21 protein-coding genes are annotated in these 24,568 nt (G+C 66.9%); 9 read left to right on the forward strand and 12 right to left on the reverse strand.

The features are described from left to right. Positions 1-157: 157 nt before the first annotated feature. The 4 genes from dnaG to rpsU all read right to left on the reverse strand — a co-directional run bounded on the left by dnaG (position 158) and on the right by rpsU (position 3,836). A complete protein-coding gene (gene dnaG, locus QMX79_RS11905) occupies positions 158-1,882 on the reverse strand; it encodes a DNA primase (RefSeq protein ID WP_282246935.1) in 1,725 nt (574 codons plus the stop codon). Between the two features lie 64 nt (positions 1,883-1,946). Further along, complete coding sequence (locus QMX79_RS11910) at positions 1,947-2,897, reverse strand: YihY/virulence factor BrkB family protein (RefSeq protein WP_282246936.1); 951 nt, start codon at positions 2,895-2,897, stop codon at positions 1,947-1,949. Positions 2,898-3,058: 161 nt separating this feature from the next. Beyond that, positions 3,059-3,505, reverse strand: coding sequence for a GatB/YqeY domain-containing protein (locus QMX79_RS11915; RefSeq protein WP_282246937.1), 447 nt, complete (start codon positions 3,503-3,505; stop codon positions 3,059-3,061). 115 nt (positions 3,506-3,620) lie between these two features. After that, a complete protein-coding gene (gene rpsU, locus QMX79_RS11920) occupies positions 3,621-3,836 on the reverse strand; it encodes a 30S ribosomal protein S21 (RefSeq protein ID WP_002808376.1) in 216 nt (71 codons plus the stop codon). A 167-nt stretch (positions 3,837-4,003) separates the two neighbouring features. Between rpsU and tsaD the strand changes: the two genes are divergently transcribed. Next, entirely contained in the window at positions 4,004-5,029 is a 1,026-nt protein-coding gene (gene tsaD / locus QMX79_RS11925; protein WP_282246938.1) for a tRNA (adenosine(37)-N6)-threonylcarbamoyltransferase complex transferase subunit TsaD, read from the forward strand. On the opposite strand, the gene QMX79_RS11930 is transcribed toward tsaD, so the two are convergent. Next, positions 4,989-5,678, reverse strand: coding sequence for a hypothetical protein (locus QMX79_RS11930; RefSeq protein ID WP_282246939.1), 690 nt, complete (start codon positions 5,676-5,678; stop codon positions 4,989-4,991). The genes tsaD and QMX79_RS11930 overlap by 41 nt on opposite strands. A 365-nt stretch (positions 5,679-6,043) precedes the next feature. On the opposite strand from QMX79_RS11930, the gene folB reads away from it, so the two are divergent. The 4 genes from folB (at position 6,044) to QMX79_RS11950 (ending at position 10,694) form a co-directional block, all read left to right on the forward strand. Further along, positions 6,044-6,397 carry a dihydroneopterin aldolase gene (gene folB, locus QMX79_RS11935; protein WP_093532979.1) on the forward strand — a complete coding sequence of 118 codons (354 nt, stop codon included), beginning with the start codon at positions 6,044-6,046 and terminating at the stop codon, positions 6,395-6,397. A 58-nt stretch (positions 6,398-6,455) separates the two neighbouring features. After that, positions 6,456-7,718 carry a mechanosensitive ion channel domain-containing protein gene (locus QMX79_RS11940; protein WP_282246940.1) on the forward strand — a complete coding sequence of 421 codons (1,263 nt, stop codon included), beginning with the start codon at positions 6,456-6,458 and terminating at the stop codon, positions 7,716-7,718. An 82-nt stretch (positions 7,719-7,800) separates the two neighbouring features. Then, positions 7,801-9,975, forward strand: a complete 2,175-nt coding sequence (gene bglX, locus QMX79_RS11945; protein ID WP_282246941.1) for a beta-glucosidase BglX — start codon at positions 7,801-7,803, stop codon at positions 9,973-9,975. A 92-nt stretch (positions 9,976-10,067) separates the two neighbouring features. Next, a complete protein-coding gene (locus QMX79_RS11950) occupies positions 10,068-10,694 on the forward strand; it encodes a hypothetical protein (RefSeq protein ID WP_282246942.1) in 627 nt (208 codons plus the stop codon). An 82-nt stretch (positions 10,695-10,776) separates the two neighbouring features. Here QMX79_RS11950 and QMX79_RS11955 read toward each other — a convergent pair whose 3' ends face one another. Further along, positions 10,777-11,934, reverse strand: coding sequence for a PQQ-dependent sugar dehydrogenase (locus tag QMX79_RS11955; RefSeq protein ID WP_282246943.1), 1,158 nt, complete (start codon positions 11,932-11,934; stop codon positions 10,777-10,779). Positions 11,935-12,076: 142 nt separating this feature from the next. On the opposite strand from QMX79_RS11955, the gene yiaA reads away from it, so the two are divergent. Then, complete coding sequence (gene yiaA / locus QMX79_RS11960; RefSeq protein WP_282246944.1) at positions 12,077-12,508, forward strand: inner membrane protein YiaA; 432 nt, start codon at positions 12,077-12,079, stop codon at positions 12,506-12,508. Between the two features lie 23 nt (positions 12,509-12,531). Here yiaA and QMX79_RS11965 read toward each other — a convergent pair whose 3' ends face one another. The 6 genes from QMX79_RS11965 to QMX79_RS11990 form a co-directional block, all read right to left on the reverse strand. After that, entirely contained in the window at positions 12,532-12,894 is a 363-nt protein-coding gene (locus QMX79_RS11965; protein WP_282246945.1) for a hypothetical protein, read from the reverse strand. 91 nt (positions 12,895-12,985) lie between these two features. Beyond that, complete coding sequence (locus QMX79_RS11970; RefSeq protein WP_282246952.1) at positions 12,986-14,278, reverse strand: amino acid permease; 1,293 nt, start codon at positions 14,276-14,278, stop codon at positions 12,986-12,988. After that, positions 14,275-15,069 (reverse strand): hypothetical protein, encoded by a 795-nt coding sequence (locus tag QMX79_RS11975; RefSeq protein ID WP_282246946.1) that lies wholly within the window; start codon positions 15,067-15,069, stop codon positions 14,275-14,277. Before QMX79_RS11975 ends, QMX79_RS11970 begins: the two co-directional genes overlap by 4 nt. A 17-nt stretch (positions 15,070-15,086) precedes the next feature. Then, entirely contained in the window at positions 15,087-15,935 is an 849-nt protein-coding gene (locus QMX79_RS11980; protein WP_282246947.1) for a MurR/RpiR family transcriptional regulator, read from the reverse strand. 32 nt (positions 15,936-15,967) lie between these two features. After that, complete coding sequence (locus QMX79_RS11985; protein WP_282246948.1) at positions 15,968-17,074, reverse strand: dipeptide epimerase; 1,107 nt, start codon at positions 17,072-17,074, stop codon at positions 15,968-15,970. Next, a complete protein-coding gene (locus tag QMX79_RS11990; protein ID WP_282246949.1) occupies positions 17,074-18,516 on the reverse strand; it encodes an SH3 domain-containing protein in 1,443 nt (480 codons plus the stop codon). The genes QMX79_RS11985 and QMX79_RS11990 overlap by 1 nt, the downstream gene beginning before the upstream one ends. A gap of 201 nt (positions 18,517-18,717) precedes the next feature. Here QMX79_RS11990 and QMX79_RS11995 point away from each other — a divergent pair, with 201 nt between their 5' ends. The 3 genes from QMX79_RS11995 to QMX79_RS12005 form a co-directional block, all read left to right on the forward strand. Then, entirely contained in the window at positions 18,718-20,136 is a 1,419-nt protein-coding gene (locus tag QMX79_RS11995; protein ID WP_282246953.1) for a transglutaminase domain-containing protein, read from the forward strand. A 42-nt stretch (positions 20,137-20,178) separates the two neighbouring features. Next, on the forward strand, positions 20,179-23,205 hold the full coding sequence (locus QMX79_RS12000; protein ID WP_282246950.1) for a TonB-dependent receptor: 3,027 nt from the start codon (positions 20,179-20,181) through the stop codon (positions 23,203-23,205). Between the two features lie 111 nt (positions 23,206-23,316). Next, positions 23,317-24,568: serine hydrolase domain-containing protein (locus QMX79_RS12005; RefSeq protein ID WP_282246951.1), on the forward strand; the 1,252-nt coding region annotated here is incomplete at its 3' end.

Genomic DNA, 24,568 nt, shown 5'->3' on the forward strand with positions numbered 1-24,568 from the left:
GGCCTCGCTCTACCAGTCCGTCATCCGGCCCATTCTGCGTAGAGCGAGGCCCTGCCTCGCTGCCCACCGGAGCCAGGGTAACCAGACACAGCAGGAAGGCACTGAAGAAGGCGGGGCGGTTCCAACGTCGCATCACTTCACCTTCCTCCCTCATCGGTCAACGCAGCGTGGCGCGCGCCTTCAACAGCTCGCGCAGTTCGTACTTGTCAGTATCGTCCAACCCCTGCTGCCGCTGCTTTGCCTGAAGCTCCTCAAGACGTTGCAGCAACAGCTGTTTTTCCAGCTGCGCCACCGCATCGTGCAGCTCCTGGTTCCACATCGCCTCATCGCCGGGCAGGGTCTGCGCGGCCAGCTTGTGCAGCGATTCCTGCTCTTCGCGGCCTTCGAAATGCTCCAGCAGCGCGCCGGTGCTGATATCCGGGCGCTGTTCCACCAGGGTCAGCAGCTCGATCAGCAGCTCCACGCCCGGCAACCGCAGGCCGCTGAAGTGGTGGCCTTCCAGCGTCATCGCCAGCGACGGCTGCTGCAGCAGGATGGCGATGGCCGCGCGCACGAGGCTGCGGCGCTGCGCGGGTGCCACGGCGCGTGCCGGCGGGCGTGACACCGGCGCGGCAGCCGGCTTGGCGCCCAGCCCGGTCAACGTGGCCAGCTGCTGCTTCATCAGGTCGCCGAAGGCGCCATCGGGAATCTGCGCCAGCATCGGCCGCGCGCGCTCGGCCAGGCGCGCCTTGCCATCCAGCGTGCCCATGTTCACTTCGCGGGTGAGCTCGTCGAAGAAGAACTGCGACAGCGGCGTGGCCTGCTTGAGTCGCTCGTCGAAGCCGTCCTTGCCTTCCTTGCGCACGATGGTGTCCGGGTCTTCGCCGTCGGGCAGGAACAGGAAGAACGCCTGGCGGCCATCCTTCATGCGCGGCAGCACCGATTCCAGCGCGCGCCAACCGGCGCGGCGGCCGGCGGCGTCGCCGTCGAAGCAGAAGAACACGTCCGGCGCGTTGCGGAACAGCAGCTCGGCATGGTCCGGCGTGGTCGCCGTGCCCAGCGTGGCCACCGCCTGGGTGACCCCGAACTGGAACAGCGAAACCACGTCCATGTAGCCTTCCACCACGATCAACCGTTCGATCTTCTGGTTGGCCTGGCGCACCTGCCACAGGCCGTACAGCTCGCGGCCCTTGTGGAACAGCGCGGTTTCCGGCGAATTGAGGTACTTCGGGCCGTCGTCCTTCTCCATCACCCGGCCGCCATAGGCGATCACGCGCCCGCGCCGGTCGAAGATCGGGAACATCACCCGGTCGCGGAACTTGTCGTAGACATGGCCGCGGTCGTTCTTGGAAAAGAGCCCGGCACGGTCGAGCAGCTTCATGCGCCGCTCGTCCTTGCCCAGTGCATCCTTCAGCGCGCTGTAGCCATCGGGCGCGTAGCCGATCGCAAAGCGCGTGCGGTTTTCCTCGTCCACGCCACGCTGGTCCAGGTAGGCACGCGCGGTGTCGCTGCCTTCCAGCGACTTCTGGAAGAAGCGCGTGGCCGCATCCAGCGCGGCGTACAGCTCGCGGCTGTCGTCCTGCTGCTGGGCGGTGCGCGGCTGGGTATCGCGCGGCACTTCCATGCCCACGCGCTTGGCCAGCTCATCGACCGCGTCGAGGAACTCCAGGCGGTCGTAGTTCATCAGGAAGCTGATCGCGGTGCCGTGCGCGCCGCAGCCGAAGCAGTGGTAGAACTGCTTGGTGGGCGAGACCGTGAACGAGGCCGAACGCTCGTCATGGAACGGACAGCGCGCCGAATATTCCTTGCCCTGGCGCTTCAACGGCACGCGGCTGCCCACCACTTCGACAATGTCGGAGCGGGCCAGCAGGTCGTCGATGAATGCGTCGGGGATACGGGCCATGGGCAGCAGCAGGGGGCACGGCCGGCAACGGCCACGCACGGAAGCGGGGGACCCCGCTAGTCTACTAGCTGGCGGTGCCTTCGCCCGGTTTCGGCGGCACGATGCCGGCCTCGGCCAGGTGGACGCGGGCGCGCAGGCGCTCGTCGATCACCGCCGTCATCAGCGCGCCCACGAAAAACACCACCGTGGCGTAGTAGATCCACACCAGCGAGATCACCAGCGCGCCCATCGAACCGTAGGCGCTGCCCGGTGCCACCGTGGCGATGTACAGCCCGATGCCATAGCGGCCCAGCGCGAACAGCGCCGAGGTGATCACCCCGCCGATGAACGCCTGCCGCCAGGCCACGCGGCGGTCGGGCAGGTAGTGGTACAGGAAGGCAAAGCCCACCGTGTACAGCAGCAGGCTGGTCAGGTAGCCCACCGCCGGCAGGACCGAAGGCAGCTGCGCGAACGCCACCTGCAGCATGGTGGTGGCGGTCATCGACAGGATCAGCAGGAAGCCCAGCGCCAGTACCACGCCAAAGGAGAACACGCGCTTGCGCAGCCAGGCCACGATGCCGTCCAGGCGTTCGCCGCTGGTATTGAAGATCAGGTTGAGCGCGTTCTGCAGCTGGGCGAACACCGCCGTGGCGCCGATGAACAGCAGCAGCGTGCTCCACATGCCGGCCAGCGAGCCCATCGAGGGCTGGTTGTCGGCATTCTTGAGCACGGTATCGGCCACGGTGGCCGCGCTGCTGCCGGCGACATCGTTGATCTGGCCGATCAGCGCCTGCTGTGCGGGCGGGTACAGCGAGGCGGTCAGCCACAGCAGCAGAACCAGCAACGGCGCCATCGACAGCAGGGCATAGAAGGACACCGACGCGGCCTGGGTCAGCACGTCCACATCGACGAAGCGTTTGCCCACGGCAACCGGGAAGCTGCGTTCAAGCCGGTCCACGTACTTGCGCAGGCGGGGCGGAACGCGGGAAGGGTCGTGCGCGGGCTCGGGCGCGGGGGAAGGCGGCAGCGAAGACATGCCTGGATTTCTAGCAGGCCCGGTTCGAAGACCGGGTGAAACATGCACCGACCAACGGTCGGTGCCTACCGCATGGTGCGAAGCCGCCCGAGGACGACACCGGCCGCGGGGACCGTGACGCCACCCGGTAGGACACGACCGTTGGTCGTGTCCCCTTGCACTCAACCGGCGAAGTGCGCCTTCACCAGCTTGGACACCAGGCCCATGTCGGCCTGGCCGGCCAGCTTCGGCTTCAGCGCGCCCATCAGCTTGCCCATGTCGGCGGCGCTGGCGGCGCCGGTTTCGGCAACGGCGGCCTGGATCGCAGCCACGATCTCGGCTTCGCCCATCTTGGCCGGCAGGTAGGTGTCGATCACCACCAGTTCGTCGCGCTCGATCTGCGCCAGGTCTTCACGCTGGGCCGCTTCGTACTGGCTGATCGAGTCCTTGCGCTGCTTGACCATCTTGTCGAGCACGGCGATGACAGCGGTGTCGTCCAGCTCGATGCGCTCATCCACTTCGCGCCGCTGGATTTCCGCCTTGATCAGGCGGATCACGGACAGCTTGTGCTTGTCGCCCGCCTTCATGGCGGCCTTCATGTCTTCGGTGAGCTGCAGCTTCAGGCTCATGGAACACCTCGTATCGATGAAAAGGGTGGAAACGCAAAAAGCCGGTAACGCTCGCGCGTTCCGGCTTCGGCTCCGCCGCGACAGGACCAGCCTGCCGCATCGAAGTTGCGTCCGATCAGTACAGGCGCTGACGCTTGGTGACGTCGCGCGACGAGCGGCGCAGCTGACGCTTCACAGCAGCGGCAGCCTTACGCTTGCGCTCCTGGGTCGGCTTTTCGTAGAACTCGCGCTTGCGGGTTTCGGCCAGCACGCCGGCCTTTTCGCAGGTGCGCTTGAAGCGACGGAGCGCAAACTCGAAGGGCTCGTTCTCGCGGACTTTAACGCTGGGCATGGAATCTCCGGGACACAGTAGAACCGGGTCACGCCCGGTGAGAGCCGCACATTATAGCGGCGAGAAAAGAAGTTGCAACCCACCCCGGCAAAGTTCCTGGCCTGGGGTAGTGAAGGGCACGTCGGCGGTACATCTGCCAAGGCCTCAAGGGGTCCATAATACCCGTTATGCGAGTCCTTGGTATCGAATCTTCCTGCGATGAGACCGGCGTAGCGGTGTATGACACCGCCGTGGCCGGCCCGGACGCCCTGCGCGCCCATGCCGTGTACAGCCAGATCGCCCTTCACGCCGAATACGGCGGGGTGGTGCCTGAACTGGCCAGCCGCGACCACGTGCGCAAGTTGCTCCCCCTGATCCGCCAGACCCTGGCCGAGGCCGGGCTGGGCGTGGGCGACATTGACGGGGTGGCCTACACGGCCGGCCCGGGGCTGGTCGGCGCCCTGCTGGTGGGCGCGGGCGTGGCCCGTTCGCTGGCCTGGGCGCTGGAAGTGCCTGCGGTGGGTGTCCACCATATGGAAGGCCACCTGCTGGCCCCGCTGATGGAAGAAGACCCGCCGGAGCCGCCGTTCGTGGCCCTGCTGGTGTCCGGCGGGCATACCCAGCTGGTGGCGGTGGAGCGGATCGGCCAGTACCGCCTGCTCGGCGAGACCCTGGACGATGCCGCCGGCGAAGCCTTCGACAAGACCGCCAAGCTGATGGGCCTGCCGTACCCGGGCGGCCCCCAGCTGGCAGCGCTGGCCGAAAAGGGCACCCCGGGCAGGTTCAAGTTCACCCGCCCGATGACCGACCGGCCCGGGCTGGATTTCAGCTTCTCCGGCCTGAAGACCCAGGTGCTGCTGGCCTGGCGCGACAGCGACCAGAGTGAGCAGACCCGCGCCGACATCGCGCGCGGCTTTGAAGATGCGGTGGTCGAGACGCTGGCGATCAAATGCGAGCGCGCGCTGGATGCGGCGGGCACCGACGTGATCGTCGTTGCCGGTGGCGTGGGCGCCAACAAGCGCCTGCGGGCCCGGTTGCAGCAGATGGCCGAACGCCGTGGCGGCCGTGCCTGTTTCCCGCGCCCCTCGCTGTGCACCGACAACGGCGCCATGATCGCCTTCGCCGGCGCGCTGCGCCTGGAGGCCGGCCAGCACAACCCGCCGCAGGTGCAGGTCACCCCGCGCTGGGACATGGCGACGCTGCCGGCGGTGTAGTGCGGCCGGGGCGTTGCCCGAGCACGCTTGTCACCGATTGGTGATCCTGCATCCATATGCCGATGTGTGGGCAACGAAGCCCTACGACGCGGATGATCGTCGTCAGGTCTTCGCGCAGGTCCCGCGCGAAGATCGGCTCATGGTGCGCGATGCGATTGCGCAATTGGCGTACCCGCTCAAGATCAGCGTACGCTCCGGCCCGCGTTCGGTGCGCGTCGCCATGAGAGCCAGGGAGCACGCTCTGTAGCGTTCCTGACCACAGCGACTGATCGAATCGCTGGGTGAACATCTGTTGCCAGAATGCAAAGCGCAACGCAGCTACCACCCCTGCGGTGGAGGAGCACCCACTCGCGGCACGACGTAGTTCCTCGCGCGCGTTGTACCCGTGGACACTGCTCGGCAGGCTCAGCCGAAAGCTCTCCCGCCAAGGCCACGCCGGCCCATGTCTCATTGCAATGGCTTCGGCCACGGCATTGCGGATGACTATCTCGCAGGTATGCAGCGGAAGCATGAAAGCGCCGCTGATCTGCATGTTCCATTGATAGAGTTCGAAAGGATGGATACAGGTCGCACCCCGTGCTGCCGCAGCCTCGTACGTCTGCATGCGCTCAGCCGAGAACGATCGTCGTATGAGGTGCCAGTCGCGCATCCCGTGCTCCATTGGATCTACATTGCCTCATCCTGGTAACAGCGGACGATTGGCCCAATCAGGAAAGTCGCCTTCATGGTGTGGGCATCCCCGGGTCGTACACGCAACGCGTGCCGCGTCTCAAAAATGAACCTCGGTGGTTGACCGTGCACACGCAGCCAGCTACGGTCGCTGCGTGTGCCGCCGGGGCCAGTTCATGGGGAGACCCATTTCCCCCGGGGACGTTGGCAGTAAGCAAAGGGCCCCGCGCGGGGCCCTTTGTCTTTTTCGGCCCGCATTTCACATCGGGCGCCGTCAGGCACCGGTTCGAGGCACGTTCGGGGCCGTCCCGTTACCATGGTCGCCATCTTCTACGTGGCACTCCTATGGACAAGGTATTCATCGAAGGGCTTGAGATCGATGCCCTGATCGGGATCTACGACTGGGAACGGCGGATCCGCCAGACCCTGCGCTTCGATCTGGAAATGGGCTTTGACAACCGCAGGCCGGCGGCCAGCGACGACATCGCCGACACCCTGAACTACAAGGCCGTGAGCAAGCGCATCGAGCAGTTCGTGCGCGAATCCGACTTCGGCCTGGTCGAAACCCTGGCCGAGCGCATCGCCGAGATCGTGCTGCGCGAATTCAACGTGCAGTGGCTGCGCCTGAAGCTGAGCAAGCCCGGCGCCGTGCGTGGCGCAAAGGCCGTTGGCGTGATCATCGAGCGCAGCGCCGCCTGAGCTGCCCGGTAGCGCCGGCCGTTGGCCGGCCCTGGCAGTAATGAGAGACCCCCAAGAAATGACAGATGCAGTAATCGCCGTGCAATGGCTGGAAGGCCTGCAACAGACCCTCGAACCCTGGCCCTGGGCCTACACCACCTTCGTCCTGTGCGCGCTGGCGCTGGCCGCCTGGCTGGCCAACTTCGTCACCAAGCGCATCCTGCTGCGTGGCCTGCGCCGGCTGGTACGCCGGCTGCCCGGCACGGAAGGCGGCAGCAACCTGCGGGTGATCTCGCGGTTGTCCAACGTGGTGCCCAGCATGGTCATCGCGGCCGGCATCCGCATCGTGCCGGACCTGCCGCCGCAGCTGGTGTCGGGCGTGGTCAGTGCCTGCCAGGCCTGGGCGGTGCTGACCGTGGCGCTGGCCGTCTCGCACGCGCTGGATGCGGCCAACGAGCTGTACGAACGCCGCCCCGATGCCCGCAGCAAGCCGATCAAGGGCTACCTGCAGGTGGTGAAGATCGTGGTGTTCGTGGTGGCCGGGCTGTCCATCGTCGCCACCCTGCTGGGCGTCAAGCTGGGCCCGATGGTGGCCGGCCTCGGCGCCGCCACCGCCGTGCTGATGCTGGTCTTCCAGGACACCATCCTGTCGCTGGTGGCCAGCGTGCAGATCAGCGGCGATGGCCGTGTGCGGCTGGGCGACTGGATCGAAATGCCCAGCCAGAACGCCGATGGCGATGTGATCGATATCGCCCTGCACACCATCACCGTGCAGAACTTCGACAAGACCATCACCACCATCCCGACCAAGAAGCTGGTCACCGAGTCGTTCAAGAACTGGCGCGGAATGCAGGAAGCCGGCGGCCGCCGGATCAAGCGCGCGCTGTACCTGGACCAGCACAGCGTGGGCTTCCTGGACGCGGCGGCGCTGCAGCGGCTGGAGCAGTTCGCGGTGCTGGGCGACTACCTGCGTGAAAAGCAGGCCGAGCTGACCCAGTGGAACACCCAACTGCAGGCCCAGGGCGTGGCGGCGGTGAACGCGCGCCGGGTGACCAACCTGGGCACCTTCCGCGCTTACGTGGAGCGCTACCTGCGCCAGCATCCCGGCATCCATACGGATATGACGCTGCTGGTACGGCAACTGCAACCCACCACCGAAGGCCTGCCGCTGGAGGTGTACTGTTTCACCCGCACCACCGCCTGGGCGGGCTACGAAGGCATCCAGTCGGATGTGTTCGACCACCTGCTGGCGATCCTGCCGGCGTTCGGGCTGCGGGTGTTCCAGGCCTCCAGTGATGCCATGTTGATGGCCGCGCAGCAGCAGCGGGCCGCCGCAGAGTAAGCTCCTGTGCCCCGCGCTTTGCTTTGGTGGCGCCGGGAACGCTAGAATCTCGGCCTTGTAAACGTTTTCATAAGGATAGCCGGTGGCCTCCGATCGCATCGAAACCCTCATTGCCCAGATGACCGTCGAAGAAAAAGTCGGCCAGCTGGGTGTGTTCGCGGACATGGTCCGGCCGTTCGCGCCGGACGTGAACCCCGAAGCCAATGTCAGCAACGCCGACCAGGTGCTGCAGCAGGTGCGCGAAGGCAAGGTGGGCTCGCTGTTCAACGGCGTGGGCGTCGACGCCGGCCGCCGCATCCAGCAGGTCGCCCTGGAAGAAAGCCGCCTGGGCATTCCGGTGATCTTGGCCGCCGATGTCATCCACGGCATGCGCACCGTGTTCCCGATCCCGCTGGGTGAAGCGGCCAGCTTCGAACCGGACCTGGCCGAGCGCACCGCGCGCGCCACCGCCGTCGAAGCTACTGCAGCCGGCCTGCACTGGACCTACGCACCGGCGGTGGACATCGCCCGCGACCAGCGCTGGGGCCGTGGTGCCGAAGGCGCCGGTGAAGACGTGGTGCTGGGCTGTGCGTTCGCCGCCGCCCGCGTGCGCGGCTTCCAGGGTCCGGACCTGCGCGCCGCCGACGCGCTGCTGTCCACGCCCAAGCACTTCGCCGCCTACGGCGCGGTGATGGCCGGCATGGAATACAACATGGTGGACATCTCGCCGCAGACCCTGCGCGACGTGCACCTGCCGCCGTTCAAGGCCGCCTTTGAAGCCGGCGCGATCACCGTGATGTCCTCCTTCAACGACATCAACGGCGTGCCCGCCAGCGCCAACGCCGAACTGCTGACCGACATCCTGCGCGGTGAGTGGCAGTTCCCGGGCGTGGTGATCTCCGATTACACCGCCGACATGGAACTGGTGGCGCACGGGTATGCCGCCGACGACCGCGACGCCACCGCCAAGGCCTTCACCGCCGGCCTGGACCTGAGCATGCAGAGCGGCTTCTATGCCGAACACCTGCCGGGCCTGATCGACAGCGGCGACGTGCCGATGGCCACGCTGGATGAATCGGTGCGCCGCATCCTCAACCTGAAGGAAGCGATCGGCCTGTTCGACGATCCCTACCGTTCGCTGGATCCGGTGCGCGAAGCCGATACCTCGTACATCGCCGCGCATGACGAACTGTCGCGCGATGCCGCGCGCCGTTCCATCGTGCTGCTGAAGAACGAAGGCAACGTGCTGCCGCTGCGCAGGGACGGGCAGAAGATCGCCCTGATCGGCCCGTTCGTGCAGGACCGCGACAACATCGAAGGCTGCTGGACGTTGTTCGGCGACAAGTCGCGCTACGTCACCCTGGAAGCCGGCGTGCGCGCGGCGATCAGCGATGAAAGCCTGCTGGAAATCGTGCCCGGCTGCGATCTGGAAGCGGCCGTGCAGGACGGCATCGAACAGGCCGTGGCCGCCGCGCTGCGTGCGGACGTGGTGGTGCTGGCACTGGGCGAACCGCAGCGCTACAGCGGTGAAGCGCAGTCGCGCGTTGAAATCACCCTGCCGGCGGCGCAGCAGGCGCTGGCCGAGGCGGTGGCGATGACCGGCAAGCCGCTGGTGGTGCTGCTGCGCAATGGTCGCGCGCTGGCCCTGCAGGGTGCGGTGCGCAATGCGCAGGCCGTGGCCATCACCTGGTACCTGGGCACGCAGACCGGCCCGGCCGTGGCTGATGTGCTGTTCGGCGATTACAACCCGTCCGGCCGCCTGCCGGTGAGCTTCCCGCAGGTGTCGGGGCAGCAGCCGTTCTTCTACAACCACCCGCGCACCGGCCGCCCGGAACTGCCGACCATGTCGGAGTTCAAGGCACGCTGGCGCGAGATTCCGAACGCGGCGCTGTACCCGTTCGGGCACGGCATCGGCTACACCAGCTTCGGTTATGGCGTGCCGCAGTTGAGCAGCGCCCAGCTGGGCTGGGATGACGCGCTGGAGATCACCACCACCCTGACCAACACCGGTGCGGTGGCGGGTGAGGAAGTGGTGCAGCTGTACATCCACGACCGCGTGGCCAGCCGCGTGCGGCCGGTGCGCGAGCTGAAGGACTTCCGCAAGGTGGCATTGCAGCCGGGCGAGAGCACGCAGGTGCGCTTCACGCTGGATCGTCATGCGCTGGGCTTCACCGGCCGTGATGGCGTGTTCCGTGCGGAGCCGGGCCAGTTCGATGTGTGGGTGTGTGCGTCGTCTGCTGCCGGTGAGCCGGTGATCTTCGAGCTGCTGGCGGGCTGACGGATTCCCAGGCAGGGCCTGGCACTACCGTCATGGGTGCTGCACGCAGTACCGGCTACGCTGGCATCTTCGCGATACCGACGGAGCCGTGCATGCGCCTGATCAAGATCCTGCTTCCCACGTTGATGCTGGCTGCCTGCAGCCAGCCCACGCCGCCGGCCAATGAGGCGGCGGCGCCATCGACCTCGCCGCCGGCCACCACTCCCACCGCCGCTGAGGATGCGCCGCAGGCCGGGTTGTCACCGGATGCGGTGGAACCGGGCACGGCACCCACGCCGGATACTGCACCGCCGGTGGCGGGGACCGATTCGGCGGCTACGCCCGCTGCGGATGCATCTGCCGACGCCGAGGTTGGCGCGCGCGAGCGCATCACCAAGCTGCTGGGTGATGCGGCTCCCTACGAAAGCGTGTTCAACGAATTGCAGCGTGGCGTGGCCGCAGGTGACCGTGCCGCCGTGGCCGGGCTGATGCGGTACCCGGTGCGGGTCACCATCAGCGGCAAGAACCAGAAGGTGGCTGACGCCGCCACTTTCCAGCGCGACTACGACAAGATCGTGACCCCGGCGCTGGCGAAGCTGATCGCAGAGCAGACGTTCGACACCCTGTTCGTCAACTGGCAGGGCGTGATGCTCGGCCAGGGCGAGGTGTGGATCAACGGCACCTGCCTGGACAAGGAATGCACGAAGAGCGACGTCAAGGTCAACAACATCGGGCAATGACACGACGGCGTGCGGACCAACGGTCCGCACCTACCGAGGGTGTGTCACCGGTAGGTGTCGACCGTTGGTCGGCACTTGCTGTTTACCCCTTCGGGGTGAGCTTCAACAGCTTGCCCTTGCTGCCGTCTTCCAGCAGCCAGATCGCGCCATCCGGGCCCTGTTCCACTTCGCGGATGCGTTCGCCCATCAGGAAGCGCTCCGCTTCGCGCGCGTTGTCGCCGTCGAAGGCCACCCGCACCAGCGAGGTGGACGACAACCCGCCGATGAAGCCGCTGCCGGTCCACTTCGGGAACAGTGTGCCGCTGTAGATGATGAAACCGGCCGGCGAAATCACCGGGGTCCAGGTCACCTTCGGCGCGGCGAATTCCGGGCGCGTGCTGTGGTCGGGAATGTCGCGGCCGTCGTAATGGTTGCCGTTGGACACGATCGGGTAACCGTAATTGGCCCCGCGCGTGATCAGGTTCAACTCATCGCCACCGGCCGGGCCCATCTCGTGCACCCACAGCTTGCCGCGCGCATCGAAGGCGATGCCCAGCGCATTGCGATGGCCCAGCGACCACACCTGCGTGGCCACGCCCCCCTGGGAGGCAAACGGGTTGTCGGCCGGCACGCTGCCGTCATCGTTGAGGCGGATGATCTTGCCCAGGTTGCCGGACATGTCCTGCGCCGGGTCGAACTTCTGCCGCTCGCTGGAGGTGATCCACAGCTTGCCGTCGGGCCCGAAGGCCAGGCGGTGGCCGTAATGGCCCTTGCCTTCCACCTTCGGGGTCTGGCGCCAGATCACCTTGAAGTCTTCCAGCGTGCCGCTGCCATCGGCGGCCAGCACCAGTTTGGCGCGGCCCACGGCGGCGCCGCGCGTGTCGTTGTCGCCTTCCTCTGCGTAGCTCAGGTACACAAAGCCGTTCTTCGCGAAATCCGGGTGCGGCAGCACATCACCGAAGCCGCCCTGGCCGCCGTAGGCCACCTTCGGCACGCCGGTGATCTCCGCGCTCTTGCGGGTGGCCACGTTGAAGTGCTTCAGCCGGCCTTCCTTCTCGGTCACCAGCAGGCTGCCATCGGGCAGGAAGCTCATCGCCCAGGGCTGGTCGAAGGTGGCAAATTCGGTGGCGGTGAACGGCCACTGCGCCTTTTCCAGCGCGGGCGCGGAGGCCGCCCCGGGCGTATCGGCGGCCACGCAGGCGGTGGTGAACAGGGCCGGGGTGGCGGCGAGGGCAAGGCTGAGCAGCAGGCGGCGGGTCATGGGAAATCTCCGGAAGGGGACGCGAATGGCCAGCCGTTGTTGTACACCATGGCCATCAAGGGGGCGTGGACCATACGTCACCCCCGTAGGCGGGTGCGGGGGAATCGGCTACCGTAGGCGCCATCAAAAGGGAGTTTGAACAATGAAGCCTCAGGTCACCAAACCGTCTCCGGCGTTCATCGCCGCCTCGTGGACCGCACTGCTGCTTGGCGCCGTGGCCTATCTGGTCGGCCTGTTCAATGCCGAGATGGCACTGAATGAAAAGGGCTACTACCTCACCCTGCTGCTGTTCGGCCTGTTCGCCGCGGTGTCACTGCAGAAGAGCGTGCGTGACCGGGTGGAAGGCATTCCGGTGAGTGCGCTGTACTACTCGTTGTGCTGGTTCGCGCTGCTGGTGTCGCTGTTGCTGCTGCTGGTCGGCCTGTGGAACGCCACCCTGCTGCTCAGCGAAAAGGGCTTCTACGGCATGGCCTTCGCCCTGAGCCTGTTCGGCGCCGTGGCCGTACAGAAGAACACCCGCGACCTGATGGCCGCGGGTGATCGTGAGATCCCGCCGATTCCGCGCGCGGAATAATCCGGCGTCGCGCCGCGCGGTACTCACGTGCCGCGCGGTACGCCCTTGTCCAGGTGGGCCTGGTGCAGGGCGGTGGACTCGTCCCAGCCGCGGCGCACCGCGTTGCGGGCCTGGGCCCAGGTCAGCTTGCTGGTGGCCTGTTCACGCGCCCAGCGCGATTCGAGTTCGGCTTCCACCTGCTCGTAGGCCTGGATGATCTCATCGGCGCGGGTACCGCCCAAGCGCGCGCTGTGGCCCAGGTAATAGGCCGGTTCGTAATCTTCGAACGTCTGCTCGCTGTCGTAATACGGCTCGGCGCTGAAACGCTCGCGCCAGTAATCGGACACTGCTTCGCGCGGTACGCCGTCTTCCGGCACCCGGCCGGGAATCTGGTAATCAGGGCTCATGTCTGGCTCCGGTGGGGTGAGGCTTCACCGTACCCAGCACCGGGTTAACGCCATGGGCGCGCGGAGTGAACAGCGCATCAAGCGCGGTGCCTCACGCCTCCTTGCGCGGCAACAGGTAGATCACCCCGCCCACCGCGAACGCGATCAGCGCCGCGGCAATGTTCTGCCAGCTGGCACTGGCAAACAGCGCCAGGCACAGCACCAGCGCCAGGATCGGAATCAGCGGGCCGCCGGGCAGCTTCAGCGCGCCGGGGCGGTCGCGGAAGCGGCGGGCCAGCACGATCACAGCCGCCGCCGTGCCGATGTACGCGAACAGGCGCGTGGTCATCGACAGCAGCGCCAGCTGCACGAACGAGCCGGACAACGCCAGCACCAGCGCGATCAGGCCCTGGGTGATGATCGCCGCCGCCGGCGTGCGGAAGCGCGGATGCACCTGCGCCAGCAGCTTCGGCCCGTAGCCATCGCGCGCCAGCGCGAACAGGAAGCGCGGGCCCATCATCATCGTGTTGCTGTTGGTGCCCAGGATGGAGATCGTCGCGCCCACCGTGAGGATCAGGGCCAGCGCCTCGCCGCCAAAGCCGGCGGCGGCATCGGCCAGCGGCGTGGCCGAATCGGCCAGGCCCGGCAGCGTGCCCTGCGCGATGAACTGCACCGCGCCGTAGATCACCGTCACCGTGATGATCATGGTGATCAGCGCGAACGGAATGTCGCGGCGCGGATTGCGGTATTCACCGGCGGCGGCCGGGATGTTCTCGAAGCCGGCATAGGCATACAGCAGCAGCAACGCCGCCTCGCCCATGCGCTGCAGGTCGTGCGGGTCCGGGCGGGTGCCGGAGAAGGCCAGGTCGGTATCCACGTAGAACGCGCCGATCGCCACGAACAGCAGCAGCGGCAGCATCTTGCCGATCACCAGCACGATCCCGGTGCGCGCCGCCGAGCGCACGCCGGCCACGTTCACCGCGGTCAGGAAGCCCAGCGAGGCCACGATCACCAGCACCCGGCCCACATCGTGCCCGGCCCAGGGCCAGAACCGTGCCACCGCATCGGCCAGCGCGTTGCTCAACGCGGCGGCCGAACTGATCCGGGTCAGCCAGATCATCCAGCCGATCTCGAACCCGGCAAAGCGCCCGAACGCCTCGCGCGCATACAGGTAGCTGCCGCCGGGTTCATCGAAGTAACTGGCCGCCTGCGCATAACAGAGCACCAGCAGCGCCACCACGATGCCCGCCGCCACCACGCCCCACAGGCTGAACGGCCCCAGCAACAACACCGTAGCGGCCGGAAGCAGGTAGATGCCGCTGCCGATCACATCGTTGATCGACAACCCCACGATCTGCCAGCGGCTGACCGCGCGTTCCAGTTGCGGTTCGGGCGCGGCGCTCATCGTGCGGCCTTCGGCAGCGCCGGAAGCTGCCAATCCTGCTGCAGCCGCTGGTACTGCGCGCGCGGCAGCAGCACGAACACCGGGTGCTGGGCCGGGTCCAGCCAGGCCAGCAGGCCGTGCATGTGTTCGGGCTGCATCGCCGTGCAGCCGGCAGTGGCCTCACCCGGCGTGCGCCACAGGTGCGCGAAGATGCAGCTGCCCCGGCGCGGTTCCGCGTTCGGGTTGTGCTCGATCACGAAGCCCTCGCGGTAGCGCACGTCGCCCTTGTTGTGCAGGTCCAGCCGCATCGGTTCGGTGGAGCCTTCCACCGCATCGGCGCCCACGACCTCGGCATCGACGATGCGGTTGTAGTACTTCGAATCGGGTACATCCATGCAGTAGCTGCTCTCCAGCATCGGCTGGTAGGGCATCGCGCTGGTGATCTTCGGCGCATAACCGAACGCCGGGCCGACCCTGAACATGCCGGCCGGGCTGCGGCCGTCGCCTTCCTGCTTCACCGGGTCGCCGGCCTGCTGCGGACCCGCGCCGTTCGGTGCGGGCATCACGCCCACGCCCCATGCGCTGCCATTGCGGCCCACCGCCACATCGAAGGTGGCGCCGTGCGGCTGCCAGCCCTGTGGGGTGCGTGCATAGGCCTGCAACCTGCCCTGGGTGGCATCCCAGCCATCGGTGGTGACCATGATCATCTGGCCGTTGTCGTGCAGCGGCGTGGCCACGGGGGTGAGTGCCGAGGCGGGCAGGGCGCTGGCAACCAGCACGGTGGCAAAGGCGGTACGCAGCAGCGACAGCATCGGGTGCACTCCGGGAATCAGGTGTCGATCAGGTGTTCGATCCGTTCCAGGTTCACCCCGAGTTGGCGGTGGCGGTCCGGGTTGGCGTGGCAGAGCAGCACGAACACGAAGTCCAGCAGCGACTGCAAGGCAGAACGGTACAACAGTTGCGCCACGTGCGGCGCCGGGTCGTGCGCGCACACCACCAGCGCGCCATCGGCGTGCGCGCGCAGCGGGTTGGCGCTGTGCCGGGTGATCGACACCACCTTGCCGCCCACGTCCTGGAACTGGCGCGAGAGCTGGAACAGCTGCGGCAGCTTGCCGAATTCGGAAAACACCAGAAGCACATCGCCCGGCCGCGCCGCCGACAGGTTGGCCATCATCAGGATCGGGTCGGCGTGGTGCACCGTGAGCATGCCCAGCAGCGACAGCCGCATCGCGAACTCGCGCGCGTACAGGCCATCGTCGCCCAGCCCGTACACGAACAGCTTGGGCGCGCCGTCGATCAGCTGCACGATCGCTTCCACGTCCGCCTGCGGGTTGGCCAGCCGGGTTTCCTCATCGGCTGCGGTGCGGCTCAGGCGCAGGCGCTCGGCCAGCTGGTCGTAATCGTTGCCCGGTGCGGCGGCCGGCGGGCCGGCGGCCGGGTCGTTGCCGGCCCGGGCCACGGCCTGGCCGATGGAATACTTCAGGTCCGGGTAGCCCTTGAAGCCCAGCTTCTGGCTGAACTTGACCACGCTGGACTGGCTGATGCCCAGCGCGCTGGCCAGCTGCTGCGACGAGTAATCGCGCAGCAGGTGGGCATTGTCGAGGATGAAATCAGCGATGCGGCGTTCAATTGCCGACATGTAGTCACGCTCGGAGCGGATTTTCACCAGGGGCGGCATGGCTCAGCCAATCAAAAAGGGGACGGAGGACGTTACCAGCGCGGCGGCTTGATCATCTCCAACCCGCGCACCTCGGTGATGCCCAGCCCCGGCGCATCGCTGATGGTGATCTCCGACTCGTTGAAATGTACCCCGCCGGTGACCGGATTGAACTGCCCCAGCGAGGGGCCGTCCAGGTCCACTTTGGTGATGACCTCACTCTTGGCGACCGCCAGGTGCACGGCCGCCGCCACGCTGATGCTCGATTCGATCATGCAGCCGATCATGCACGGCACCCCGTAGATGGCGGCGATGTCGGCAATCCGGATCGCGTTGGACAACCCGCCGGTCTTCATCAGCTTGATGTTGATGATGTCGGCCGCGCGCTGCTGGATCAGGTCGAACACCTGGCCCGGGTTGAACACGCTCTCATCGGCCATCACCGGCGTGTTGACCCGGTCGGTCACGTACTTCAGCCCGCTGATGTCGGCCGCCTTCACCGGCTGCTCCAGCAGTTCCAGCACCACCCCGGCCTCTTCCAGCGTGCGCATGGCGTGCACCGCCTGTTTGGCGGTCCAGCCCTGGTTGGCATCCAGCCGCAGCAGGGCACGGCCCTGCACGGCGGCGTGGATCGCCTTGACCCGCTCGATATCCAGCCCGATGTCCTTGCCGACCTTGATCTTCAGCGACTCGAAGCCGCGGTCGATCGCCGACAGCGAATCGGCCACCATCTTGTCGATGTAATCCACGCTGATGGTGATGTCGGTGGTGATCACCGGGTCGCCACCGCCCAGCATCTGGTACAGCGGCGCCTTGTGCAGCTGCGCCCACAGGTCGTACACCGCGATTTCCACCGCCGCCTTGGCGCTGGTGTTGCGCTCCATCGACGACTGGATGAGCGCGCAGTTGCGGTTGAGTTCGGCCACGTGCTGGCCGACCAGGCGCGGCTTGATGAAGGTGTTGATCGCCTCGATGATCGAACCGTGGGTATCGCCGGTGATCACCGCCGTGGCCGGCGCCTCGCCATAGCCGGTGTGGCCGGTATCGGTGCGGACCAGCACCACCACGTCTTCCACCGTGTCCACGGTGCGCAGTGCGGTCTTGAACGGGGTTTTCAGCGGCACGCGCAGCATGCCAAGTTCAATGTCGGTGATTTTCATCAAGGAGTCTGGGGCCGGATGCGCTGGATGTTGGTGATGCGGTCGATGTAGCTCACGGTGTCGCTGGCCATCATCGGCTGCAGCGGGGTCACCGAAACGCCGTTGAGGTGTGCCTGCACGCGCTTGCCGTCCGCGCCGAACCAGCTGCCGCCGGAGGTGTCGTGGATCATCCACGTCTGTCCGTCGAGCTGGCCGATGGTGACCATCACGTGGCCGGGAATGTAGACCAGGTCGCCTACCTGCAGCTGCTGCACGGCCGCGTTGCGTTTGGCCTTGCCGTCCTTGTCGCTGAAGGCGATGCGGTCCAGCGCCGGGCTGACCGCCTGCGCACTGGTATTGCGCGGCACCAGCACCCCGAAGCTGCGGTAGATCTCGGAGACGAAGCCGCTGCAGTCACGGGTGTCGTACGAATGGCCCCAGCCGTAGCGCTCGCCCAGGAACTTGAAGCTCTGGGTGAGCAGGTTGCGCGGGGTCAGCGGCAGGTAGTCGCTGGCGGTGTCCTGCGAACGCGGCAGCAATGCCGGCACCAGTGCCAGCGTGCCGTCGTCGTTGCGCACCGGCAGCTGCACCACATGCGCGCCGTGTGCCTGCTGGCCGTTCACGGCCTGCGCCACCGGCCAGTCGGCCAGCACCGGCAAGCGCACGCCCATCTCCAGCTGCAGCCGCGACACGCGCGGCTCTTCCGGGGTGAACGCGGTGTACGCCGTGGCGCCGGTCACCACCCGGTACGGACGGTGCTGGCCGTACCCCAGCACCGTGGCGGCATCGCCCACGCCCACGAAGCGCTTCTCGATCCATGCCGAGTAGCGTTCGCTGGTGATGAACAGCCACTGCCCATCCGCGCTTTCATGCAGCACCGCCACTGCATCGCCCGGGAACAGCGCGGACTCCTGGAAGCGGTCGATATCGGTATCGCCCTGCGAGGTGAACACCCGCAGCGCGGTCGGGAACGCGCGCAGCGCGGCGCGGTGCGTGACCAGGCCGTACTGCAGCGGGCGCTCGGCGGGAATGGCATCCAGCGCCAGGTTGGCCTCGATCGCGGGACGCGCGGTGGCGGCCACCGGTTTGCCGTCCTCACCGAACAGCGGCTTCTGCGGCCAGCGCGAGAGCGCCTGGATATCGGCCAGCACCGTGGCGCGCGGCAGGCGCGCGGGCAGGGCGCGCAGGTCGTGAATGGAGTCGTCTTCGGCGCGCATGCGCGCGTTCTGCGCCGCGATGCCCGCGCGATCCAGGATCACCCGGTCGGCATCGGGCAACCGCGCCGCCCAGAACGCCGGGTCCAGATAGGCCTCACGCAGGCCCACCACGCCAGCAAAGTCGGAAGGGCCGGCCAGTGGCGCCTCGGCCCACGCGGCAGTGCCGGGCAGGGCGAGCACCGCGGCCAGCAAGGCACGCGCCGGCCACGCAAGCCGCGCAGGGCGGCGGGGGGAAGCCTGGATCATGGAGCGGTCACCCTCCTCGAAAGCGTCAGGAATATTTATTCCTTTTTCCAGCGAAAGCAAGAATAAATTATTGACCACCTGTCAGGCCCGTGTTACACAGCGATTACCACCTGCACCTTGGGAAGTGTCGCCGTGGATCTGCCCGTACGCAAACCGCGTTCTTCTGCCTCGACCTTCGCCCGGCGCGCCGCGACGGCGTGCCTGCTGCTGGGCATCGCCTCGGCCGGGGCGCAGGGGCTGGCGCTGGATGCGGTGGTGGCGCAGATCGACCACGGCGACTTTGCCGCCGCCGATGCCCGCATCGCCACGGCGATCAGCGACCCCGCGCTCAGCGAAGACGCACGTGCCGCCTATGCGTTCCAGCGCGAGCGCATGCGCCGCATGCGGCTCGATTTCACGTTGGACCAAGCCGCCGCCAAGGCGCAGGTACGCAAGCAGATCCCCGACCTGCGCGATGACGAGTTCGCGCGCTGGGATGCCGCCGGGTTGATCGAACACCTGGATATCGATGGGCAGCGCCGCTACTTCAAGCGCGCGCCGGCCAACCTGTTCCGGGTCAGCGCCGAAGCCAAGGCACGCCGCGCACCCAACGTCCCGCCGCCGGTGGATGGCCCGTACGAGAACCTCGCCCCACACCATGAAGAAGTGATCGCGGCGGCCAAGGCCAGCGGCGCCAGCAGCGTGGTGCCGCGCCGTGTGGAAGTCACCCAGTCAATCACGGTCAAACCCGATGCCGTGCCCGCCGGTGAACTGCTGCAGGCGTGGATTCCTTACCCGCGCGCCATTCCCGGGCAGCAGGAAGACATCAGCTGGATCGGTCCGAACAGCGGCGCGGTGATCGCTCCCGAAACAGCCCAGCAGCGCACGGTCCACCTGCAGCAGAAAGCGGTGGCCGGAAAGCCGACCCGCTTCGAGATCCGCTACGCGGTCACCGTGTATGCGCGCCACATCGAGATCGATCCGGCCAAGGTGCTGCCCACGCCGCCCGATGCCGCGCTGCAGCCCTACCTGGCCGAACAGCCGCCGCACGTGGTGTTCACCCCGGCATTGCGCGCGTTCTCGCAGCGCGTGGTCGGCAATGAAACCAATCCGTACCGTATCGCCCAGAAGCTGTTCGACGCGGTCGACCAGATCCCGTGGGCCGGTGCGCGCGAATACTCCACCATTTCCAACATCAGTGATTACGCCCTGCACGCCGGCCATGCCGACTGCGGGCAGCAGACGCTGCTGTTGATCGCGCTGCTGCGCCTGAACGGCATTCCCGCGCGCTGGCAGTCGGGCATGGTCTATTCGGACGATGCGGTGGGTTACAACAACCTGCACGACTGGGGCGCGCTGTACCTGGCCCCGTATGGCTGGGTGCCGATGGATGTCACCACTGGGCGCCTGAAGAGCGCCGACCCGGCACTACGCGACTTCTACTTCGGCGGGCTCGATGCCTACCGCATCGCCTTCAACGATGACTTCCAGCAGCCGTTCCAGCCGGCCAAGCAGCACCCGCGCTCGGACACCGTGGATTCGCAGCGCGGCGAAGTCGAATGGTCCGGCGGCAACCTGTATTTCGATCAATGGAATTACGACTTCGAATCGCACGTGGTGCCAGCGAAGTCGACGCGGTAATCGGCGGTATCACTATTTCACCCTTGAAGGAGAGAGCAGGGAATGAAAGCGAACGGTTTGAAGCGGGCGGCGCTATGCGTCGCATTGGGTGCGTGTTTCGGCAGCGTGCTGCCAACGGTTGCATACGCACAGGCAGTCAGCGGTGCGGTGGCCGGTCGGGCCAGCGCCGGTGACCAGGTCACCGTGGTCAGCAACAGCACCGGCCTGACCCGCACCGTCACCGCCAGCGCCGATGGCAGCTATCGCCTCGGCCAGCTGCCGGTGGGCGATTACCAGCTGCAGCTCAGCCGCGACGGCCAGAAGCTTGGCGACCCGGTGGCGGTCAGCGTGGCGATTGGCGGCACCACCACGGTGAACCTGGCCAGTGGCGGCGGCGTGGTCAACCTCGACGCGCTGCAGGTGATCGGCACGCGCGTGGTCAACCGCGTGGATGTGTCCACCACCGAAACCTCGTTCAACGTCAACCGCCAGGAACTGCAGCGCCTGCCCGTGGCGCAGGACCTCAGCGCGGTGGCGCTGCTGGCGCCGGGCGTGGTCGGCGGCAACTCCACGTTCGGCGGCCTGTCCTTCGCCGGTTCGTCGGTGGCCGAAAACGCGGTGTTCATCAACGGCCTCAACGTCACCGACATGTACACCCGGCGCGGCTTCTCCAGCGCACCGTTCGCCTTCTTCAGCGAATTCCAGGTCAAGACCGGCGGCTACTCGGTGGAGTTCGGCCGTTCCACCGGCGGTGTGATCAACGCGGTGACCCGTTCGGGCAGCAATGAACTGCAGGGCGGCGTGGAAGTCACCGCCGAACCCAGCGCGTGGCGCTCCAGCGGCCGCGACCATTTCCACCGCGACGGCACCGCGCATTCCTACGCCAGCCGTGACGACAGCTCGTTCTTCAAGACCAACGTCTGGGGCTCGGGCGCGCTGGTGCAGGACAAGCTGTTCCTGTTCGCCATGTACGAAGACCGCAACGACCATGGCCACAACACCTCCAACGACGCGCTGACCTGGTTCAAGAACGAAGCCAACAACGGTTTCTGGGGCGCCAAGCTCGACTGGAACATCACCGACAACCACAGCCTGGCCCTGTTGGCGTTCTCCGACGAAGGCGATGTCACCAACGCCTCCTACAACTACGACTGGGACGAAAGCGAGATCGGCGCCTGGGGCGGCGACTCGGTCACCGAAAGCGGCGGCCGCAACTACTCGGCCACCTACACCGGCCACTTCGGTGAGAACTTCACCGCCCGTGCCATGGTCGGCCAGAACAACCAGCGTGCGTTCACCAGCTCCTCGCTGGATGAAGCCTGCAGCCCGGTGTTCACCGATGCCAGCTACGCCTCGCGCCTGGGCCAGCTCAACGGCCTGCGTCCCGGTTGCCACCCGACCGGCGCCGCCGTGGCCGAGCGCGACGACACCCGCGACGTGGCCCGCCTGGACTTCGAATGGCAGCTCGGCCGCCACCTGCTGCGCTTCGGCGTGGACCGTGAGCTGATGACCACCGAGCAGTCCACCCGCTACCCGGGCCCGACCCAGCTCAGCTACACCGCCTACGTTGCCCGCCCGGGCGATGAAGTGTGGGATGGCGCCAACGCCTTCGTGCCGCCGGGTGTCACCGAGATGCTGCGCGGCCGCAACCGCGTGTCCGGCGGTACCTTCGAAACCGAAGCCAACGCCTTCTACCTGGAAGACATCTGGAACGTCACCAACAACCTCATGCTCAACCTGGGCGTGCGTTGGGACCGCTTCGAGAACCGTACCGCCGATGGCAACGCCTTCATCAAGATGGACGACCTCATCGCACCGCGCGTGGGCTTCTCCTGGGATGTGAAGGGCGATGCCACCACCAAGCTGTTCGGCAACGCCGGCCGTTACTACCTGCCGGTGACCAACAACATCAACGTCAACTTCGCGGGTGGCCTTACCGACGAATACTCCTACTTCGTGCTGGAGGGCTGGCAGCAGCAGGCCAACCCGGTCACCGGCGCGCCCTACATGGCGCCGATCATCGGCCAGCAGATCGGCCCGGTGGATACCCGCATGAACACCGGCGCGGCCGACCTGCGCCAGAGCGTGGATCGCGACCTCAAGGCCGTGTACCAGGACGAATACATCCTCGGCTTCCAGAGCATGATCAACCAGGCCTGGTCGTGGGGCGTCAACGCCACCTACCGCACCATGGACCGCGCGCTGGACGACATGCGCCTGAACTACACCCCGTGCGGCCCGACCGGCACCACCCTGTGGCCGATCGCCAACCCGGGTGAAAGCCTCACCATCTGGGGCGACTCGAGCATCGGCTGCGCCACCGAAGGCTGGATCACCATCGATACCGCCAACAGCGGCTACCGCAAGGGCGGCAGCGGTGAAGTGGTGGGTTACTCCAAGCCCAAGCGCACCTACAAGGCGCTGGAATTCCAGATCGACCGCGCATGGGACGAGAAGTGGCTGTTCAACGCCTCCTACCTGTGGTCGCGCAGCGACGGCAACTTCGAGGGCCCGGTCAACTCCGATACCGGCTACGGCGACACCGGCATGGTCCAGCACTGGGACCACCCGTCCAACAACGAACGCTATGGCGTGCTGTTCAACGACTTCCGCCACCAGTTCAAGCTGCGCGCCGCGTATGCGCTCAATGAACAGTGGTCGTTCGGCACCACGCTCCAGGTGCAGTCCGGTGGCCCGATCACCGCGTTCGGCGTGATGTGGCCCAACGACACCGTGGCCGGCGGCAGCACCTCCAACGAAAGCGGCGGCGGTGGCACCGGCTGGCTGTGCGTGGCCAACTGCTCGGGCCCGTACGACCAGCGCCAGTTCGAATACACCCCGCGCGGTGCCTATGGTCGCCTGCCGTGGACCTGGACCATGGGCGCCAATGTCACCTGGCGCCTGCCGGTGGAGGGTATCGACCTGAGCGCCCGGCTGTCGGTGTTCAACCTGTTCAACAACCAGACCGTCATCAACGTCCACCAGCGTTACGAAGCCCAGCCGGGCCAGTACCGCGAGAACACCTTCAACACCGGCACGCGCTGGCAGGCCCCGCGCTACACCCAGCTGATGGTGACCTGGAACTTCTGATCGACAGCGCGGGGGACGGCAGTCCGTCCCCCGCTTACACCTGCTGATGCCATGCACCTCCACCCGATACACCCGACAACGCTGCTTTTCTCGCTCGGCCTGGCAATCGCAATGCCAGCTTCCGCAGCCGACCCGTCCCCGTTCGCCCCGATGCTCGACAGCACCGTCGAACATCATCACCTGCCGGGCATCGCCATGGCGGTGGTCGACAATGGCCAGGTGGTATTCACCGGCACCCGTGGCGAACGCCGCGCCGGCAGCGGCGAGCCCATCGATGCCGACACCCTGTTCAAGATCGCGTCCAACAGCAAGGCCATGACTGCGGCAGTCCTGGCGCGGCTGGTCGACCGTGGCCTGCTGGCCTGGGACGACCCCGTTACGAAGTACCTGCCGCAGTTCCGCATGCACGACCCGTGGGTCACCGAACACATGCAGGTCCGCGACCTGCTCATCCACAACAGCGGGCTCGGCCTAGGCGCGGGCGACCTGATGCTCTGGCCCGAACCCAATGCCTTCACCCGCGCCGACATCATTGCCGGCCTGGAACATCTCAAACCGGTCACCAGTTTCCGCAGCGGCTACGCCTACGACAACCTGATGTACGTGGTGGCCGGTGAAGTGGCGGCGGCTGCCGGTGGCAAACCCTATGACCAGCTGCTGCGCGAGGAAGTGTTCATCCCGCTCGGCATGAGCCGCTGCCAGGCCGGCATGTGGTCGCTGGCGAAGGTGGGCAACGTCGCCCAGCCGCACGCCCCGCGCGAGGGCGGCAACGTGGTCGTCAACGCCGACACCGACATCGCGCCGGATTTGACCTCGATGGCGGCCGGCGGCATCCGCTGCAGCCTGCGTGACATGACCCGCTGGATGCAGGTGCTGCTGGATCCCAGCCTCGTGCCCGGGTGGCTCAGTGATACCCAGCGCCGCGCGCTCTGGACCGCGCACATGCCCATGCCGCTAGGCGAACGCCAGCGGCGCTGGGACAACGCGCATTTCTCCGCCTATGGCTACGGCTGGCGCCTGTCGGACATGGACGGGCAGTGGAAGGTCGCGCACACCGGCACGCTGTCGGGCATGTATTCCTCGCTCGCGCTGCTGCCGGACCGCAAGGTGGGCGTGGTGATCCTGATCAACGGCGAAGGCGAGGATGCGCGCACGGTGTTGATGCAGGCCGCGCTCAAGCACTACACCGCACCGGCGCAGCGGCAGACGGTTGCCGGTTACACCGAACAGCTGCAGGCCGAACGAGCCCAGCGCCGCAACACCACCCACGCGCTGCCAGACACGACGGCACGCAAACCCGTAGAGCCACGCCCTGCGTGGCTGGGCAGCGCCGACCATCCCGCAGCCACGCAGGGCGTGGCTC

The organism is Stenotrophomonas sp. PS02300 (genome assembly GCF_029959395.1).
GTDB classification, from domain to species: Bacteria; Pseudomonadota; Gammaproteobacteria; order Xanthomonadales; family Xanthomonadaceae; genus Stenotrophomonas; species Stenotrophomonas maltophilia_AD.